The organism is Gordonia alkanivorans (assembly GCF_004011905.1).
GTDB classification, from domain to species: Bacteria; Actinomycetota; Actinomycetes; order Mycobacteriales; family Mycobacteriaceae; genus Gordonia; species Gordonia alkanivorans.
On the sequence record NZ_CP027114.1, the window covers coordinates 2,626,586 to 2,643,025 of the forward strand.

Annotated in this window: 18 protein-coding genes; 11 read left to right on the top strand and 7 right to left on the bottom strand. The window is 66.4% G+C overall.

The genetic code is table 11. The annotated features are described in order from the left end of the window. Positions 1–2: 2 nt before the first annotated feature. Complete coding sequence (locus C5O27_RS11890; protein WP_127962788.1) at positions 3–275, top strand: hypothetical protein; 273 nt, start codon at positions 3–5, stop codon at positions 273–275. Positions 276–446: 171 nt separating this feature from the next. On the opposite strand, the gene C5O27_RS11895 is transcribed toward C5O27_RS11890, so the two are convergent. Further along, positions 447–818 carry a hypothetical protein gene (locus C5O27_RS11895; RefSeq protein WP_006356768.1) on the bottom strand — a complete coding sequence of 124 codons (372 nt, stop codon included), beginning with the start codon at positions 816–818 and terminating at the stop codon, positions 447–449. A 100-nt stretch (positions 819–918) separates the two neighbouring features. After that, the gene (locus C5O27_RS11900; RefSeq protein WP_006356769.1) at positions 919–1,308 is read right to left on the bottom strand and encodes a winged helix-turn-helix transcriptional regulator; all 390 of its coding nucleotides are present in this window, start codon (positions 1,306–1,308) and stop codon (positions 919–921) included. A gap of 106 nt (positions 1,309–1,414) precedes the next feature. Here C5O27_RS11900 and C5O27_RS11905 point away from each other — a divergent pair, with 106 nt between their 5' ends. From C5O27_RS11905 to C5O27_RS11925, 5 genes are all read left to right on the top strand, one after another. Then, positions 1,415–2,275 carry an SDR family oxidoreductase gene (locus tag C5O27_RS11905; RefSeq protein ID WP_127962789.1) on the top strand — a complete coding sequence of 287 codons (861 nt, stop codon included), beginning with the start codon at positions 1,415–1,417 and terminating at the stop codon, positions 2,273–2,275. A gap of 81 nt (positions 2,276–2,356) precedes the next feature. Further along, positions 2,357–3,004 carry a dihydrofolate reductase family protein gene (locus tag C5O27_RS11910; protein WP_127962790.1) on the top strand — a complete coding sequence of 216 codons (648 nt, stop codon included), beginning with the start codon at positions 2,357–2,359 and terminating at the stop codon, positions 3,002–3,004. Between the two features lie 52 nt (positions 3,005–3,056). Then, entirely contained in the window at positions 3,057–3,809 is a 753-nt protein-coding gene (locus C5O27_RS11915) for an isocitrate lyase/PEP mutase family protein (protein WP_127962791.1), read from the top strand. 56 nt (positions 3,810–3,865) lie between these two features. Next, entirely contained in the window at positions 3,866–4,309 is a 444-nt protein-coding gene (locus C5O27_RS11920; protein ID WP_006356773.1) for a pyridoxamine 5'-phosphate oxidase family protein, read from the top strand. A gap of 42 nt (positions 4,310–4,351) precedes the next feature. Then, positions 4,352–5,209, top strand: a complete 858-nt coding sequence (locus tag C5O27_RS11925) for a YqhG/Tai3 family protein (protein ID WP_127962792.1) — start codon at positions 4,352–4,354, stop codon at positions 5,207–5,209. 13 nt (positions 5,210–5,222) lie between these two features. Here C5O27_RS11925 and C5O27_RS11930 read toward each other — a convergent pair whose 3' ends face one another. Beyond that, complete coding sequence (locus C5O27_RS11930) at positions 5,223–6,434, bottom strand: TetR/AcrR family transcriptional regulator (protein WP_127962793.1); 1,212 nt, start codon at positions 6,432–6,434, stop codon at positions 5,223–5,225. 199 nt (positions 6,435–6,633) lie between these two features. On the opposite strand from C5O27_RS11930, the gene C5O27_RS11935 reads away from it, so the two are divergent. The 5 genes from C5O27_RS11935 (at position 6,634) to C5O27_RS11955 (ending at position 11,948) form a co-directional block, all read left to right on the top strand. Continuing rightward, on the top strand, positions 6,634–7,434 hold the full coding sequence (locus tag C5O27_RS11935; RefSeq protein WP_127962794.1) for an enoyl-CoA hydratase-related protein: 801 nt from the start codon (positions 6,634–6,636) through the stop codon (positions 7,432–7,434). A gap of 86 nt (positions 7,435–7,520) precedes the next feature. Beyond that, on the top strand, positions 7,521–9,125 hold the full coding sequence (fadD5, locus tag C5O27_RS11940; RefSeq protein WP_127962795.1) for a fatty-acid--CoA ligase FadD5: 1,605 nt from the start codon (positions 7,521–7,523) through the stop codon (positions 9,123–9,125). A gap of 178 nt (positions 9,126–9,303) precedes the next feature. Continuing rightward, positions 9,304–10,434, top strand: coding sequence for an NDMA-dependent alcohol dehydrogenase (locus tag C5O27_RS11945; RefSeq protein WP_127962796.1), 1,131 nt, complete (start codon positions 9,304–9,306; stop codon positions 10,432–10,434). Between the two features lie 48 nt (positions 10,435–10,482). After that, a complete protein-coding gene (locus C5O27_RS11950) occupies positions 10,483–11,301 on the top strand; it encodes a serine hydrolase domain-containing protein (RefSeq protein WP_127962797.1) in 819 nt (272 codons plus the stop codon). Positions 11,302–11,429: 128 nt separating this feature from the next. Further along, positions 11,430–11,948, top strand: coding sequence for a DUF3145 domain-containing protein (locus C5O27_RS11955; RefSeq protein ID WP_127962798.1), 519 nt, complete (start codon positions 11,430–11,432; stop codon positions 11,946–11,948). A gap of 208 nt (positions 11,949–12,156) precedes the next feature. On the opposite strand, the gene C5O27_RS11960 is transcribed toward C5O27_RS11955, so the two are convergent. From C5O27_RS11960 to C5O27_RS11975, 4 genes are all read right to left on the bottom strand, one after another. Beyond that, a complete protein-coding gene (locus C5O27_RS11960; protein ID WP_127962799.1) occupies positions 12,157–13,608 on the bottom strand; it encodes an acyl-CoA carboxylase subunit beta in 1,452 nt (483 codons plus the stop codon). Positions 13,609–13,679: 71 nt separating this feature from the next. Continuing rightward, positions 13,680–14,948, bottom strand: coding sequence for a KasA/KasB family beta-ketoacyl-ACP synthase (locus tag C5O27_RS11965; protein WP_127962800.1), 1,269 nt, complete (start codon positions 14,946–14,948; stop codon positions 13,680–13,682). After that, complete coding sequence (gene acpM / locus C5O27_RS11970; protein ID WP_006434904.1) at positions 14,948–15,250, bottom strand: meromycolate extension acyl carrier protein AcpM; 303 nt, start codon at positions 15,248–15,250, stop codon at positions 14,948–14,950. Before acpM ends, C5O27_RS11965 begins: the two co-directional genes overlap by 1 nt. Positions 15,251–15,377: 127 nt before the next feature. Then, positions 15,378–16,286 (bottom strand): ACP S-malonyltransferase, encoded by a 909-nt coding sequence (locus C5O27_RS11975; protein WP_127962801.1) that lies wholly within the window; start codon positions 16,284–16,286, stop codon positions 15,378–15,380. Positions 16,287–16,440 lie beyond the last annotated feature (154 nt).

Sequence of the window (16,440 nt, forward strand, 5' to 3'; positions counted from 1 at the left end):
GTGTGGCAACGCGTGGGTTCTGGATTGGCGAGATCCGCGCTTCAGATGGTGTCGCTAGAAAGCTACGAACAAAGCACAACCTGTCAGTTGAGGAAGTCCGGGCGGCGTGTGTCCCGAACCAATACGACCGTGCGGGCTGGGAAGTTGACGAGGTGCACGGGGAGAGGCTGCTGGTGGAGACTCATGATGCGGTGGGGTGGATCAGGGTCATACTCCAGCCAATCGATGTCGAAGATGGGATCTGGCAACTACGGACTGCCTGGAGGAGGATGTGAACATGGAGCAGGTAGGCGACGAGTACGACGATGACTTCGAGATGACGGACGAGGAGTTCGACCGTCGGATGGAGGCTGCGGAACCTGTCCGGTTGGTGCCGGGTCCTCGTGAAGTCCGCATCGAGGCTAAATTCCTTGCATCAGGTTGGGGCGGAACGCCGTACCCGCACGCTACCCAAATTGCGGTGCATGAACCTCAATTGGAAGTGACACTGATTCCACAACGATGACGTACTGGCCGGGAACCTTCGCCTCGAAGCCGATCTTGTGAAAGAAGAAACCGGCTCTGGTTCCTGCGGTTGCCACTTCGGGGACGGGGAGCCTGCTAGAGCCGCTCTTTCCGTCAGGTGTGGTGATGGAGACTTCGACGAACTGCGGATTGTGAAGGTCTCCCTCCTCTGCCTGGATAAGCACAATCAGAAGGGTCTCGATTAGATAGCCCCCTGGCGGTTGCCAAAAATCTGTAAGGACGCCCCCGAGTACATATAGCTTGCCGTCAGCGACAGTAGCGGCCTCCGCCAACATCGCACCGGTAACGATCATTCCTCGAGCCTATGGCATATCGGTTGTCCCGGGGTCCATCGCTAGGCATTGTGCCGATAGAACTGCTGCTGCTGCTGCCGGCTCGTTCGCGCTGACCGCCTCAGGCACTCGTCCCGCGCCGCCCGTCGTACTCCGCCTGCGCGTCACGCACCGTCGGCATGTGGCCCTGCAGCAGATCGATCAACCCCTGCAGTTGGTCGGCGACCTGCCTGCCGAGGGGAGTCAGGTCGTATTCGACCTTCGGCGGGATCGCCTCCAGGACCGTCCGCACGATCATGCCGTCGCGTTCGAGGTTCTGAAGCGTCTGCGACAGCATTCGCTCGCTCACACCGTCAACGCGGCGTCGAAGGGCGCTGAATCGATAGTTGCTCTCGCGCAACGCGATCAGGACCAGCGTGCCCCAGCGGCCGGTGACCGTCTGCAGCGTCGACCTCGACGAGCAGTCGCGTGCGAAGACGTCGGCTTCGAGGGTCGGGTCGTGGTCGGACATGACCTCAGGTTAGCGAAGGTCACAGCGACCCGCTAACTGTTCGTATTGCACTTACGAAAAGTAAGTGCGTACAGTCGAGCCCAGTCACGACGAGAGGAAAGACAACATGACCACAGCAGTGACAGGCGCCACCGGACAGCTCGGCGGGCTGGCGATCGGCGAGCTGCTCGCGCGGGGAGTCCCGGCCGCGGACATCGTGGCGATCGTTCGGGACGAGTCGAAGGCTGCCGATCTGGCGTCGAAGGGCGTTCAGATCCGGGTTGCCTCCTATGACGATCCGGAGGCGCTGCGGCGCGCACTCGACGGTGTCGACAAGCTGCTCCTGATCTCGGGTTCGGAGGTCGGACGTCGAGTTCCGCAGCACACCAACGTGATCGAGGCGGCGGAAGCGGCCGGTGTCGGATTGATCGCGTACACGAGCCTCCTCAACGCCGCTACGAGCGGACTCGGGTTGGCGCCCGAACACGTGGCCACCGAGAAGCGACTCGGCGAGTCGTCGATCCCCGCGGTCTTCCTCCGCAACGGCTGGTACTGGGAGAACTACCTGCAGGCCATCAGCCAGGCGGTCTCGTCCGGCGCTTTGTTCGGTGCAGCGGGCGAGGGCAAGGTCGCCGGTGCCGCCCGCGCCGACTACGCGGCTGCGGCTGCCGCAGTCCTCACCTCCGATGCCGATCAGGGTGGCAAGGTCTACGAACTCGGCGGCGATGAGCGACTCACCTACGCCGACCTCGCGAAGGTCATCGGCGAGGTGGCCGGCAAGACCGTTGAGTATCGTGACCTGCCGGAGGCCGACTACGCGAAGGTGCTCGCCGACAACGGCATCCCGGAGCAGTTCGCCGCCGTGCTGGCGGGTTCCGATGCCGGCATCGCCCGCGGCGAACTCGACACCACCTCAGGCGACCTCCAGACGCTGATCGGCCGGTCGTCGACGCCGTTCGCCCAGATCGTGAAGGCCGCCATCGCCTGACGCTGCGCTGCACCGATGAGTCTCGCTGCGGTTTCGAGTCTGTCCTGGTTGGATTGCCCGACGACAACAGGAATGGATGCCATGGCTCAGCTACTCAGGGTGCAGAACTTCGCGGTCTCGCAGGACGGGATCGGTGCCGGTGAAAATCAGACCTTCGAGCGGCCGTTCGGCGACACCGTCGAACCCTGGGAGATGATGTCCTGGGCAGGGGCCACCGCGAGCTGGCCCAACCGCACCGATCCCGGTGGCACCCGCGGACTCGACGACTACTTCACGCGCGACTTCACACACAACATCGGTGCGGAGATCATGGGCCGCAACAAATTCGGGCACCAGCGAGGTCCGTGGGTCGACCATGAATGGCAGGGGTGGTGGGGCGACGAGCCGCCGTTCCACACCCCGGTCTTCGTCCTCACCCACCACCTCCGCCCGTCGTTCACGCTGGGTGAGACCACGTTCCACTTCCTCGACGCCACGCCGGCCGAGGCCGCGGAGAAGGCGAAGGCCGCGGCCGACGGCAAAGACGTTCGGATCGGCGGCGGCGTGAGCACCGTGCGGGAGTTCCTCGACGCCGATCTCATCGACACGCTGCACATCGCGGTCGCACCCGTCACCTACGGAAACGGACTGCGTCTGTGGAACTCGCCCGCCGAGTTGGAGGACCGTTTCGGGCACGAAGTGGTCCCGAGTCCGAGCGGGGTCACCCACCATTTGTTCTGGCGGAAGTAGTTTTTCGCCAACCCCCGGAATGTGCGCGTCGACCGGCGTAGTTGTAGGGGTCATGACGGAACTCGCCGACAAGGCCAAGGCACTGCTCGAACTCCACCGGCCCGGAGACCCGGTGATCCTGCCGACGGTATGGGACGCATGGTCGGCGAATCTGGCGGTGTCCGCGGGATTCACCGCACTCACCGTCGGTAGTCACCCGGTGTCGGACTCGATCGGCAAACCCGACAACGAGGGCATCACCTTCGGGGAACTCACGACGCGGATCAAACAGATCACCGCAGCGGTCGACGTCCCGATCTCCGTCGACATCGAATCCGGCTACGGCGAAGATCCCAAGACGCTGATCGACGGCCTCATCGACGCCGGTGCTGTCGGCCTCAACATCGAGGACACCGTCCACAGTGAGGGCGGGCGACTCCGCGAGGCGCAGGAGCACGCCGACTTCGTGGGCGCCCTGCGTGCGGCGTCGGACGCCACCGATGTCCACGTCGTCGTCAACGCCCGCACCGATCTGTTTCTCAAGCAGGTCGGCGACGAATCCGACCGCGTCGACCGCGCCATCGCGCGGATGAAGCTCTGCGCGGAGGCCGGTGCCGACGTGCTCTATCCCGTCGGTTTCCACGACGACGCCACCCAGAAGCGGCTCGCCGACGAACTTCCGCTGCCGGTCAACGCCATCGGGCACCCGACCAAGAACAACAAGGCGGCACTCGCCGCGCTCGGCGTCGGACGCGTGAGCTTCGGTCCGCTGTTCCAGATGGTGCTCGCCGAACGCGCCGCCGAGGTTCTCGCTCCCTGGAAGTAGGCACGACCGGCGCGAATCGGGCACGAACTGTCGGAGGCCCGGTTTACCGTCGGAATATGGCACTCACCAAGAGCGAACGAGAAGCGTTTCTGGCAGAACCACACGTCGCGGCCCTGTCCGTGGAAGCCGAACCCGAGAGGGCTCCGCTGACGGTGCCGATCTGGTACCACTACGAACCCGGCGGACGACCATGGCTGCTCACCGGCACCGAGTCGCGGAAGCTGAACCTCATCCGGGCGGCGGGGCGGTTCACCCTCATGGTCGACGAGGTGTCGCCGCGCCTCATGTACGTCTCGGTGTCCGGGAATGCCATCGACATGGTCGCCGGAACCCGGGACGACCTGCGCGAGATGGCATCTCGTTACCTTCCGCCGCAGGCCGTCGAACCGTACATCGAGATGGCCGAGAAGGAACACGGTCCGCAGACCAAGGTGTACCTCGACCCTCAGCAGTGGGTGTCGCTGGACCTCGGCAGCCTCGGCGATCTGCCGGCGGTATGACGCCGGACACAGCGCCCACAGCGGCATCGCTACATTGAACCCATGCCGAAGCCCCGTCAGACCTCCGACGCCCCCGACGCCACCACGGTGACGCCCGACGTCGAAGACGGCGTGACCCCGCTCGACGGCGACCACTTCCTGCAGGCCAACCGCACGAACCGGGAGAAGTACCGAGCCGAGGCGGAGGCCAAGGCGGCGAAAGCGGCCCGCAGGGCGGCCCGTCGCGGGGAGGCGAACGAGGCCGACGCCGCCGAGGGTGACGCCGGGGCCGAGGACAAGTCAGAGTCCGAGGAGACGGTCGCGGAGGAGTCCGCCGCGGACCGCACGCCCCGCAAGCTCGACCCGACCGCGGCGTCGGGGAACGGCAACCGCTTGACCGGCTGGGCGACCAGCCTGGGCAAGAGGGCCTGGGCGGTCGTCGCGCTGGTGGCGGTCGCCGTCGTCCTTGCGGCGTCGACCGCGGTGCTGGCTGTCGCCTACGTCGACGCCGATCGTCGGGCCGACCTTGCCGCGGGTGCGATCGACACGACGATCCTCGACACCGCACGCACGTACGCCGCCGAGATCACCACCTACAACTCGAGCGATTACCCCGACCTCGACCGTCGCATCCGTGAGATCTCGACTCCCGCGTTCACCCAGACCTACATCGAGTCCTCGCAGGACGCCCGAAAAGGCTCCACCGAAGCGGAGGCCGTGTCGACCGCGAAGGCCGACAACGCCGGAATCATGTCGCTCGACGACGGGAGGGCCGTCGTGCTCGTGACACTCGACCAGACCGTCAAGTCGCCGCAGACCGCGCAGGAGTTTCCCGAGGGATTCCCGTACCAGACGCGGGTCAAGGTGACCCTGGTGCAGCAGAACGGCCGCTGGCTGATGGACGACTTCGCGGTGTTGTAGGACCCTGTCCAGGTCAGGCGTTCGCGCCCAACAGGATTCGGGCCGACAGTGCCTCGATGCGTTCGGGGGAGGGTTTCGGCCGCAATCGCGACAGGTCGGTGACGACGTTGAGTGCGGCGTGCACCAGGAACCGTGCGTGGGTGATCGGCAGGTCTGCTCGTTCTCGGCTCATCCAGGTCGCCCACTCCTCGACGGTGATGCGTTGCTGATTGCGCAGCGCATTCCGGGCCTCGGGCGTCGCGTGTCCGATCTCGGTTTCGTAGACGCTGATCAGATCGGTTGAGCTGCAGGTCAATCGGACGTACCGGCGCACCATGCCGACGAGCGCCTCGTGGGGCGTCGTCGCGCCGGCCAGGGCGTCGGAGATGGCGGTCGTGACGCGGTCGGTCGCCCGCCAGAACGCGGCCTCGAGGATCGCCACCTTGCTCGGGAAGTGGCGGTACACCCCGGACGCCGGAAGGTTCGCGGCGTGGGCGATGTCCTCGATGGTGACGTCACGGAAGCCGCGGGCGGCGAACAGATTGATCGCCTCGGTCAGGATGACCTCGCGCTTTGCCGCCGGGGCGAGGCCGTGGCAGGTGGGGGCAGGAGGCTCCACCGGATCGGGGAGGTCGACCTCGAGCAGGTCGATCGCCGCATCGGCGATCAGGGGGGTGACCTCGCGGGCCGGCAGCGAGGAGCGGTGGGTCGTCGGGCTGGCCGCGACGCTGGTCATCGCGGCGACGATCAGATTGGCGTCGGCATCGCCGAGGTCTGGGCGCAGGCGTCGCGCAGCCGCGCGGACGCGCCGGTGCTGGTGCACCACGACGTCGCGGACGATGTCCAGGTCGGCCGGCTCGAGGTACCGGGACTCCCACCGGTACAGGCCACCGGTGCGGCGGTTCTCGAACGAGGCTGCGGTGATCGCCACGAGCAGGTCGCGCAGTTCGTCGTCGCCGTCGGCTTCTGCCGCATCCAGCGCCGACCGCAGCGACTGAGCCAGCACGGCGGTGGTCTCGGCGAACAACGCGTACTTGTTGGGGAAGTGCCGGTAGAGAGCGGGCGCGGAGATCCCGACCGCGTCGGCGATGTCGTCGAGCCGAACCGCGTGATAGCCGCCGTCGCTGAAGGCCTTCGCTGCCGCGTCGACGATGAGTCGCCTGCGGTCGGCCGGACGGCGTCGTCGGGCGCCCGGTGCACCTGGCTGGGACGTGTCGGAGGTCGACGTCCCCGGGCGCACGGTCATGGCGTCACACTTTAGCCGGATACGACGTTCACGAGCGATTTTCGAGCCTATAGGTCGAAAAGTCCAGAAAGGGGCGTTGATAGGCGCGTATAAGTTAACCAAGATTCTCGTGATCTGCGTCGCACTGTGGTAGTACTCTAGGCGTTGGCACAGATCCGATGATCTGTGTCTATCTGTCCGGTCACCAGTGGGGAGAACAGTGAGCGACGAGACCAGCCAGGCAATCGTGACCTCGGTCGACGACCGAGGAGTCGCGCGGCTGACGATTTCCCGCCCGGAGAAGATGAATGCTCTCGACACCGAGGCGAATTACGGCATCAAGGCTGCGATGGAGGAGTGGTCGAAGCGCGACGACGTCCGCGTCATCGTCATCGACGGTGCCGGCGGGAGCTTCAGCGCCGGAGCCGACGTGGTCTCCATCATCTCGCAGTCGACCGCGAACGGGTCGTCGGGGCTGGATCCCAACCAGGCCCGCGGGATCATCTCGGCCGGGTCGGAACTTGCACGCGCGGTGCGCTCGGCCCAGGTTCCGGTCATCGCCTCCGTCGACGGACCGGCAGCGGGCATCGGTGCCTCGCTGGCCCTCGCCGCCGACCTCATCTACACGACGAAGCGGTCGTACTTCCTGCTCGCCTTCATCAACATCGGCCTGATGCCCGACGGTGGCGCGTCGATGCTGTTCACCTCCGCGGTGGGTCGGGTTCGGGCCAACGAACTCGCACTCCTCGGCGAGAAGCTCCGCGCCCCTGAGGCTTTCGCGGCGGGACTGGTCAATGGCGTCTACGAAGACCGGCCCGGGCTCGACGAAGCGGTCGACAAGGTCGCCGCGAAACTGGCAGGCAAGAGCCGGTCCGCGCTGCGCCTGACGAAGTCGGCGCTCGACGCCCACACCATGTCCGGCTTCGAAGCCGCCATCGAGCGGGAACTCGAGGGGCAGACCGAACTGCTGCAGTCGCCGGAGTTCCAGGCGGCCATCGCCGCCTTCGCCGGCAAGAAGTGAGCTTCGGCCGACGCCGAACACCCACCACCAGAGACATTTTCACCACCACGTTCGACACGACGACAGACAACAAGGAGACCGATCGTATGACCGCGACCGTTGACACCGTCACCGACCTCGCCACCGAGCCGCTGCGTTCGCGCCGCAACCACTGGAACAACCAGATCAAGCGCCACGCCTTCATGAACCCCGAGGGCCCTGCCCTGAAATTCCAGGGCGAGGTCACCACCTGGAAGGAACTCGACGAGCGGACCCGTGCCTTCGCCGCCGCCCTGACCCGTCGCGGCGTCGAGTTCGGCGACCGCATCCTGGTGGTCCTGCTGAACCGCAGCGAATACGTCGAAGCGGTGTTGGGCGCCAACCTCATCGGCGCCATCCCGGTGCCGGTGAACATCCGCATGAGCCCTGCCGAGATCGCCTTCCTGGTCAACGACAGCGGCGCCAAGGTCATCGTCACCGAGACCCTGCTCGCGCCGCTGGCCGATGCCGTTGCTGCGTCGACCAACGCGATCGACCACATCATCGTCGTGGGTGGGTCGGACAAGGAGACTCACCTCGACTACGACGCCCTGGTCGCCGAGGACTCCTCCGATCTGCCGGAGATCGACGTTCCCGAAGAGACCGTGGCGCTGATCATGTACACCTCGGGCACCACTGGGAAGCCCAAGGGCGCCATGCTCACCCACACCAACATGCAGGCGCAGGCCGCCACCTGCATGCAGGCGCTGCAAACCAGATCCGACGACATCGGCTCGTGCGTCGCCCCGATGTTCCACATCGCCGGCCTCGGCGCGATGGCGCCGCTGTTCTACATGGGGGCGCTGTCGGTCATCCATCCGCTCGGAGCCTTCGACCCGAACGACATGCTCGACACCATCGAGAAGGAGGGCACCACCTCGATCTTCCTGGTGCCCGCGCAGTGGCAGGCCGTCTGCGCCGCGCAGCAGGCCAAGCCGCGGAACCTGAAGTTGCGCGTCATCAGCTGGGGCGCCGCCCCCGCGTCGGACACCGTGCTGCGCGCGATGAACGAGACCTTCCCCGACGCGCTGAACGTCGCCGTTTTCGGCCAGACCGAGATGTCGCCGATCACCTGCGTGCTCGAGGGCAAGGACGCGCTGAACAAGATCGGCTCCATCGGCAAGGTCGTGCCCGCGGTGACAGCGCGCATCATCGACCCGGAGGGTAACGACGTCAAGCAGGGCGAGGTCGGCGAGATCGTCTACCGCGGACCCAACATGATGAAGGGCTACTGGCAGAACGAGCAGGGCACCGCCGATGCGTTCGCCGGCGGCTGGTTCCACTCGGGCGACCTCGTGCGCGAGGACGAGGACGGCTTCCTCTACGTCGTCGACCGTGCCAAGGACATGATCATCTCGGGCGGCGAGAACATCTACTGCGCCGAGGTCGAGAACGCGCTGTTCGGTCACCCGAGCATCAGCGAGGCCGCGATCATCGGTCGTGCACACGAGAAGTGGGGCGAGGTTCCGGTCGCTGTCGTCGTCCTCGCCGAGGGTGTCACCGACCTGGCGCTGGCCGATCTCGAGCCGTACCTGAACGAGAACCTGGCCCGCTTCAAGCACCCCAAGGACCTCGTCATCGTCGACGAGTTGCCGCGCAACGCCGGCGGCAAGGTCGTCAAGCCGACCCTGCGGGCGAGCTACGGCTCCAAGGACGCCGGCCTGGCCGACTGAGTCTGTCGCGGTGTCCCGGCGCCGGATTCGGCGATCGGGCGGGTGCCGGTGGCGATGGAACACGGACTAGAACACGTTTCAATTTTGTGATTGAGTGACTACAGTCACAAGCGACGGCAACGTCGCTCGATGGACTTCCCGGGGCGAGATTGTTGCCGGGTTCGAACGGAGGAGACCAGTGAAGACAAAGGGCGCGCTGCTGCGCGAGCACAACAAGCCGTGGGCGATCGAGGAGATCGAGATCGGCGATCCCAAGGCGCACGAGATCAAGATCAAGATGGAAGCGGCGGGCATGTGCCACTCCGACCATCACCTGATGACCGGCGGCATCCCGATGGCCGGGTTCCCGATCCTGGGCGGCCACGAGGGTGCGGGCGTCGTCGCCGAGGTCGGCGAGGGCGTCACCGATTTCGAGGTCGGCGACCACGTTGTGCTGTCGTTCATCCCGTCGTGCGGCAAGTGTCCGTCGTGTCAGTCGGGCATGGCAAACCTGTGCGACTTCGGCGCCATGCTGCTGCAGGGTGAAGCGGTGTCGGACAACACCTTCCGTATCCAGACCGCCGCCGGCGAGAATGTCTACCCGATGACCCTGCTGGGCACCTTCGCCCCCTACATGGTGGTCCACGAGGCGTCGGCGGTGAAGATCGACAAGGACATCCCGTTCGAGGTCGCCGCACTGTGTGGCTGTGGCATCCCCACCGGCTACGGCTCGTCTACCCGCAGCGGTGACGTCCGTCCCGGCGAGGACGTGGCGATCGTCGGTGTCGGTGGCGTCGGCACGGCAGCCCTCCAGGGTGCCGTCATCTCGGGTGCCCGCAACGTGTTCGCCATCGATCCGGTGGAGTGGAAGCGTGAGCAGGCGCTGAAGTTCGGTGCCACCGCGGCATTCGCGTCGGTCGAAGAGGCCGCCATGGCCATCGCGGAGACCACCCACGGCAGCATGTGCCAGAAGGTGATCGTCACCGTCGGTGAGGTCCACGGCAAGGATGTCGACCTGTGGATGGGCATCACCGCCAAGGGCGGCACCTGTGTGCTGACCGGCATGGGCAACATGCTCGAGAGCGACGTGACGCTGAACCTGGCGATGCTCACCCTCCTGCAGAAGAACCTGCAGGGCTCCATCTTCGGTGGCGCCAACCCGAAGCTCGACATTCCGCAGCTGCTGTCGATGTACAAGATCGGCAAGCTCAACATCGCCGACATGATCACCCGCCAGTACCGCCTGGACCAGATCAACGAGGGCTACCAGGACATGCTGGACGGCCGCAACATCCGCGGTGTCATCCGCTACACCGAAGAGGATTGGTGAGCCCTGTGCCCACCGGCCGGCACGCGGGCACGGGTAACGTGACCGGATGTGTCGGTCCTTGAATCTCTGACGGAATGGCCCGTCGACCATGTGTCGGCGGCGATCATCACCCGCGACGGGGTCGCCGAGGAATTCGGCGACCCCGTTCGCGTCTACGAACTCGCCTCGGTCACCAAACTCCTGGTCGCCGAGGCGATTCTGGTGGCCGTCGAAGAGGGGGCCGTCGAACTCGACGATCCGGCCGGCCCGCCCGGGGCGACCATCCGGCATCTCCTGGCTCACGCATCCGGTCTCGCCTTCGACTCGCGGGACGTCGAGGCCGGGGTGGGGGAGAAGCGCATCTATTCGAGCGCGGGTTTCGAGATCCTGGCCGAGACGGTGGAACAGGCCGCGGGCATCGGCTTCTCGGACTACCTGGCCGACGCCGTCTGCGCACCGCTCGGCATGGAGTCCACGGAGCTGTACGGGCCCGCCGGGCACGGGGCGCGATCCAGCACCGCCGATCTGGCGCGTTTCGCCCAGGAGATGCTCGAGCCCCGGCTGCTGGCTCCCGAGACTCTCGCCGACGCGACGTCGGTGCAGTTCCCGGGACTCGACGGCTTCGTGCCGGGCTACGGCCGGCACCGCCCCAACGACTGGGGCCTCGGGTTCGAGATCCGATCTCAGAAGTCCCCGCACTGGACCGGGACGGGCAACTCCCCGCGGACCTTCGGACATTTCGGCCAGGCCGGCACCTTCCTCTGGGTCGACCCCGAGCTGCAGGCAGCGTGCGTCGTCCTCACCGACCGTGCCTTCGGGTCGTGGGCGAAACCGTTGTGGAGCGAGTTCAACGACCGGGTCGTCAGTGAACTTTCGTCACATAAATGAACCTTTCTCGCACGAGAAACTAGCGCAACACGCGCATCATGGGGCACAATGAATCCCACGAGTGTGATATCCGTCGGTCGCGAGGTGTGTTGGGGAAGACGTTCCTCGTCGACAACGGAGGTGAAAAGGTGCGCAATCTGAACCAGTTTGCGGACATGACAACAGGAGTGGTCTACATCCACTCGGCGCCGGTGGCGCTGTGCCCGCATGTGGAGTGGGCTCTGTCGTCGACCCTGAATGCGCGCGCGAACCTGAAATGGTCGGCACAGGACGCCGAACCGGGTATGCAGCGTGCAACTGTCGACTGGGCAGGGCCCGTCGGGACAGCGGCGCGTCTGGTGACCGCTCTGCGCGAGTGGTCGGCGCTGCGGTTCGAGGTCACCGAGAACCCGAGCGAGGGCGTGGACGGCGAGCGCTACAGCTATGTCCCGGGTCTGGGACTCTGGCGCGGATCGACCAGTGCCAACGGCGATGTCATCATCGGCGAGAACCAGCTGCGCTCGATGATCGAATCACAGCCCGACAGTGCCGGTCTGGCCGGCGAACTCGAAGCCGCTCTCGGCACGGCCTGGGACGACGCCCTCGAGCAGTACCGCCTGGGCGGTGCCGGGGCCGAGGTCACCTGGCTGCAGCAGCGGGTCGGCTAGTTCTCGGGTTCTGCTCGGGGAGTGAGGAGCGACACGCCCGGCAGGCGCGAGACGGGGTTTCGTCGTCGCGAGAAGTGGGAAACCTGGCGGGGCTGCGAGGGATACAGACTTCCCGGGGAGCGCGGTGATTCTGCCCCGCGAGCTCAGGGACACACGAGAAACGCCACCGGTGAGAACCGGTGGCGTTCTTCGTATGTCGGACCGCTGATCAGAGCGGGATGTTCTTGTGGCGGCCGCGTCGGGCGGGTGCCGTCGCGAGTGCCTCGGCGATGATGCTGCGCGTGCGCGCCGGGTCGATGATCTCGTCCACGACACCGATCGACTGGGCGCGACCCACACCGCCGGCGATGGCCTCGTGTTCGGCGGCCAGCCTGTCGTGGAGGGCCTCACGCTCGTCGTCGGGTGCGGCGGCCAGAGCCTTCTTGTGCAGGATGCCGACGGCGGCCTTGGCGCCCATGACGGCGACTTCGGAACCGGGCCAGGCGAATACCGCGGTGGCGCCGAGTGCGCGCGAGTTCATGGCGATGTAGGCGCCGCCGTAGATCTTCCGGGTCACCAGGGTGACGCGGGGGACCGAGCACTCGGCGAAGGCGTGAAGGAGTTTGGCGCCGCGTCGGACGACGCCGTTCCATTCCTGTCCGACGCCCGGCAGGTAGCCGGGGACATCGGTGAGGACGATGAGGGGGATGCCGAAGGCGTCGCAGAGACGGACGAACCGGGAGGCTTTCTCAGCGCTCTCCGAGTTCAGGCAACCGCCCATGCGCAGCGGGTTGTTGGCGATCACGCCGACACTGCGGCCGGACAACCGACCGAACCCGATGACGATGTTCGGGGCCCATTTGGCCTGCAGCTCTTCGAAACTGGAGATCTCGGTCTCGCCGTCGGCGGCGAGTGCCGTGTCGAGCAGCTTCTCGACGACCGGGTGGACGTCGTAGGCGCGGCGGGCGGATTCGGGCAGCAGGGCCTTGAGGTCGGTGTCGCCGGCGGCGGCCAGCTCACGGTTGAAGTGGCCCTGCCGGCTGAAGGTCGAGACGAGACGGCGTGCGCGCCAGAGGGCGTCGGGCTCGGAGTCGGCCACGATGTGGCAGACGCCGGACTTCTTGCCGTGGGTGGTGGGGCCGCCGAGCGACTCCATGTCGACGTCCTCACCGGTGACGCTGCGGACCACATCGGGTCCGGTGACGAAGACGCGACCGGCCGGAGCCATGATCACGATGTCGGTGAGTGCGGGCCCGTAGGCCGCGCCGCCGGCCGCGAAGCCGACGACCACGGAGATCTGCGGGATGTACCCGGAGGCGCGGACCATCGCCTCGAAGACCTGACCCACGGCGTGCAACGCCTCGACACCCTCGGCGAGGCGGGCGCCACCCGAGTGCCAGATGCCGATGACCGGCGCCTGCTCGGAGATGGCGGTGTCGATGGCGTTGACGATGTGAGCACACCCGACGACACCCATGGCACCACCCATGACGGTGCCATCGGTGCAGTAGGAGACCGTGCGAACTCCGTTGACCAGGCCGACGGCGGCCTGGACCCCGGACTTGTCGCGAGAATGCAGCAACGACATGGTGCCTTCGTCGAAGAAGTTCGTCAGCCGCAACAGCGGGTCGCGGGGATCGGCGGCTTCTTCGCGGCCGGCCATGGGAGCCAAGGTCGTCATCGCAGTCTCCTCCAAGGGTGTCGGGGCGTGGTTCGTCTCAGGCACTACCGAGATCGGCGGGAAGCCGACGCTCAGTAGCGACCGAAGGCGAGCGCCACGTTGTGCCCACCGAAACCGAACGAGTTGTTGATGGCGTAGTCGATCTGTCCGTAACGGGGTTCACCGTGGACGACGTCGATGTCGCACTCCGGATCCTGGTTCTCGAGGTTGAGGGTCGGCGGGATGACGCCTTCCTCGACGCTCTTGATGGTCAGGACCGACTCGAGCGCACCCACCGCACCGATCGAGTGTCCGAGAGCGGACTTCGGAGCGTAGATCGCGGCGTGCTGACCGATGGCGGCGGTGATGCCCGCGGCCTCGGCGGTGTCGCCGATCGGGGTCGACGTCGCATGCGCGTTGATATGGGTGATGTCGGACTTCTGGAGACCGGCGGTCTGCAGGGCCCGCGTCATCGCGCGGGCGTTGCCCTGACCGCTGGGGTCCGGGGCAACCAGGTGGAAGCCGTCGGAGGTGATGCCCGAACCGAGCAGACGTGCGTGGATGTGCGCACCGCGGGCCCGAGCGTGCTCCTCGCGTTCGAGGATGAGCATCGCGGCGCCTTCGCCGAAGACGAAGCCGTCGCGGTCCTTGTCGAACGGACGAGACGCGGCAGCGGGGTCCTCGTTGCGGGTGCTCATGGCACGCATCATCGAGAATGCCGCGATCGGCACCGCGTCGATGTGTCCCTCGACGCCACCGGTGACCACCATGTCGGCGTCACCCATGACGATGTGGCGCCATGCGTGTGCGATCGCCTCGGCACCCGACGAGCACGCCGAGACCGGGGTGATGACGCCTGCGCGCGCGCCGATGTTCAGGCCGACGACGGCGGCCGGACCGTTGGGCATGGCCATCGAGACGGCCAGCGGGGACACCTTGCGATAGTTGCCGGTGCTTTCCATGGCCTTGACGGCGTCGATCATGGCGTCGCCGCCACCCTGGCCGGTACCGATGACCACGGCGAGACGGTCGGGGTCGACCTCGGGTTCGCCGGCCTGGGTCCAGAGACGCTTGCTCAGCACGTGGGCGATGCGCTCGACGTAGGCCATCCGGCGAGATTCGACTCGCGTGACCTCTTCGGACGGATCCTTCAGCAGACGACCGCCGATGCGCACCGGCAGGTTGTACTTGGTGATGAATTCGTCGGTCAGCTCGCGGATGCCCGACTCACCCGCCAGCAGGTTTTTCCACGTCGAGTCGAGATCCTCGCCGAGCGAGGTGGTCGCCACCATGGAGGTGACGACCACGCTCGGGAAGTTCCCACCCAGCGTCGAGTAGTCGCGGAGGGAGGGGGAGCTCATCAGTTCTGGTCTGCCTCGACCTGGGCCTTGATGGCAGCCGCAGCCTCGGGGTTCTCGCTCTCGAGCTTCTGGATGTACGAGACGGCGTCGCCGACGGTGCGCAGACCGGCGAGGTCCTCATCGGGGATCTTCACGCCGTACTTGTCCTCGGTCTGGACAGCGATCTCGACCATGGACAGCGAATCGATGTCGAGGTCGTCGACGAACGACTTCTCGAGGGTCACCTCGGACGGCTCGATGCCGGTGACTTCCTCGATGATCTCGGCGATGCCGGCAATGAGTTGTTCCTGGGTGGCAGCCACTGTGTGGTTCCCTTTCGTGTTCGGGTGAATTGATTTCCGGGGCGCATGACGGACCGCATGGTCCGCGCGCTTGGACACGTCGGCGTCGGGCGCCGATCTTCCGGGGGTCGCGGACCAGCCGCGACCGCTATCCAAGTTCTGCGATCTTCGCGATGTCGCCGGGCTCCTTGAGAGCCAGCGATGGGGTGCCCTTCAGCTCACGCTTGGCGATCCCCACGAGCGTGCCCGCCGGCGGCAGTTCCACGACGGCGGTGGCCGAGTTGTCCCGCAGGTACGCCGAGCAGAGATCCCAGCGGACCGGCCTGGTGACCTGGCCTACCAGTTTTGTCAGTGCGTCGGCGCCATTCGTTACAGGCCGGCCGTCCGAGTTGGACAGCAGCGTGCGATTCGGATCGGCCGGGGTGATCTTCGCGGCCGCGGCGGCGACTGCGTCCTGCGCCGGGGCCATGAAGTGGGTGTGGAAGGCGCCGGCGACCGCGAGCTTGCGTATACGGGCCTTCTCCGGCGGGGAGGCGATGAGCTCGTCGATCTTCTCGACGGCACCGGCCGCCACGACCTGGCCGACCGCGTTGCGGTTGGCGGGGACGAGTTCGAGTTCCGCGAGGCGGGCGAGCACGGCGGCTTCGTCGCCACCGAGGACCGCGGCCATGGTGGTCGGCACCAGCGCGCAGGCCTTGGCCATCTCGGCGCCGCGGATCGCGGCGAGGGTGACGGCCTCGTCGGCGGAGATGACGCCGGTGATGGCAGCGGCGGCGAGCTCACCGACCGAGTGGCCGGCGACGACCGCGTCCGCGGGCAGTTCACCGTTCTTGCGGACCTCGTCGAAGGCGAGGAGGGCGGCAACGACGACGAGCGGCTGGGTCACCGCGGTGTCGGTGATCTCCTCCGCGGTGGCAGTGGTGCCGAGTCTTTCCAAGTCCAGTTGAGTGAGCTTGGACCACGTGGCGATCTGATCACGGGTGCCGGGCAGGTCGAGCCACGGCGTGAGCATGCCGGGTGTCTGGGATCCCTGGCCGGGAGCAAGCATCGATAGCACGTGACCAGAGAACACCCTTTCCTTGCTCGATGTGGGTGTGGAGAAGCATGAACCTTGTCGACGGGTTTTGTAGGGTTCCCACAAACTTGATCTCAGTGCCACCTGCTTCGTCATCAGGCTGAGATTCGTTACCTAAACGTGCTCTTAAGGCTCC

Excerpts from the sequence above, each read along its gene's own strand:
- C5O27_RS11895 (WP_006356768.1), bottom strand. The coding sequence starts at position 818 with ATGATCGTTACCGGTGCGATGTTGGCGGAGGCCGCTACTGTCGCTGAC.
- C5O27_RS11900 (WP_006356769.1), bottom strand. The coding sequence starts at position 1,308 with ATGTCCGACCACGACCCGACCCTCGAAGCCGACGTCTTCGCACGCGAC.
- C5O27_RS11905 (WP_127962789.1), top strand. The coding sequence starts at position 1,415 with ATGACCACAGCAGTGACAGGCGCCACCGGACAGCTCGGCGGGCTGGCG.
- C5O27_RS11910 (WP_127962790.1), top strand. The coding sequence starts at position 2,357 with ATGGCTCAGCTACTCAGGGTGCAGAACTTCGCGGTCTCGCAGGACGGG.
- C5O27_RS11915 (WP_127962791.1), top strand. The coding sequence starts at position 3,057 with ATGACGGAACTCGCCGACAAGGCCAAGGCACTGCTCGAACTCCACCGG.
- C5O27_RS11920 (WP_006356773.1), top strand. The coding sequence starts at position 3,866 with ATGGCACTCACCAAGAGCGAACGAGAAGCGTTTCTGGCAGAACCACAC.
- C5O27_RS11925 (WP_127962792.1), top strand. The coding sequence starts at position 4,352 with ATGCCGAAGCCCCGTCAGACCTCCGACGCCCCCGACGCCACCACGGTG.
- C5O27_RS11930 (WP_127962793.1), bottom strand. The coding sequence starts at position 6,434 with ATGACCGTGCGCCCGGGGACGTCGACCTCCGACACGTCCCAGCCAGGT.
- fadD5 (WP_127962795.1), top strand. The coding sequence starts at position 7,521 with ATGACCGCGACCGTTGACACCGTCACCGACCTCGCCACCGAGCCGCTG.
- C5O27_RS11960 (WP_127962799.1), bottom strand. The coding sequence starts at position 13,608 with ATGACGACCTTGGCTCCCATGGCCGGCCGCGAAGAAGCCGCCGATCCC.
- C5O27_RS11965 (WP_127962800.1), bottom strand. The coding sequence starts at position 14,948 with ATGAGCTCCCCCTCCCTCCGCGACTACTCGACGCTGGGTGGGAACTTC.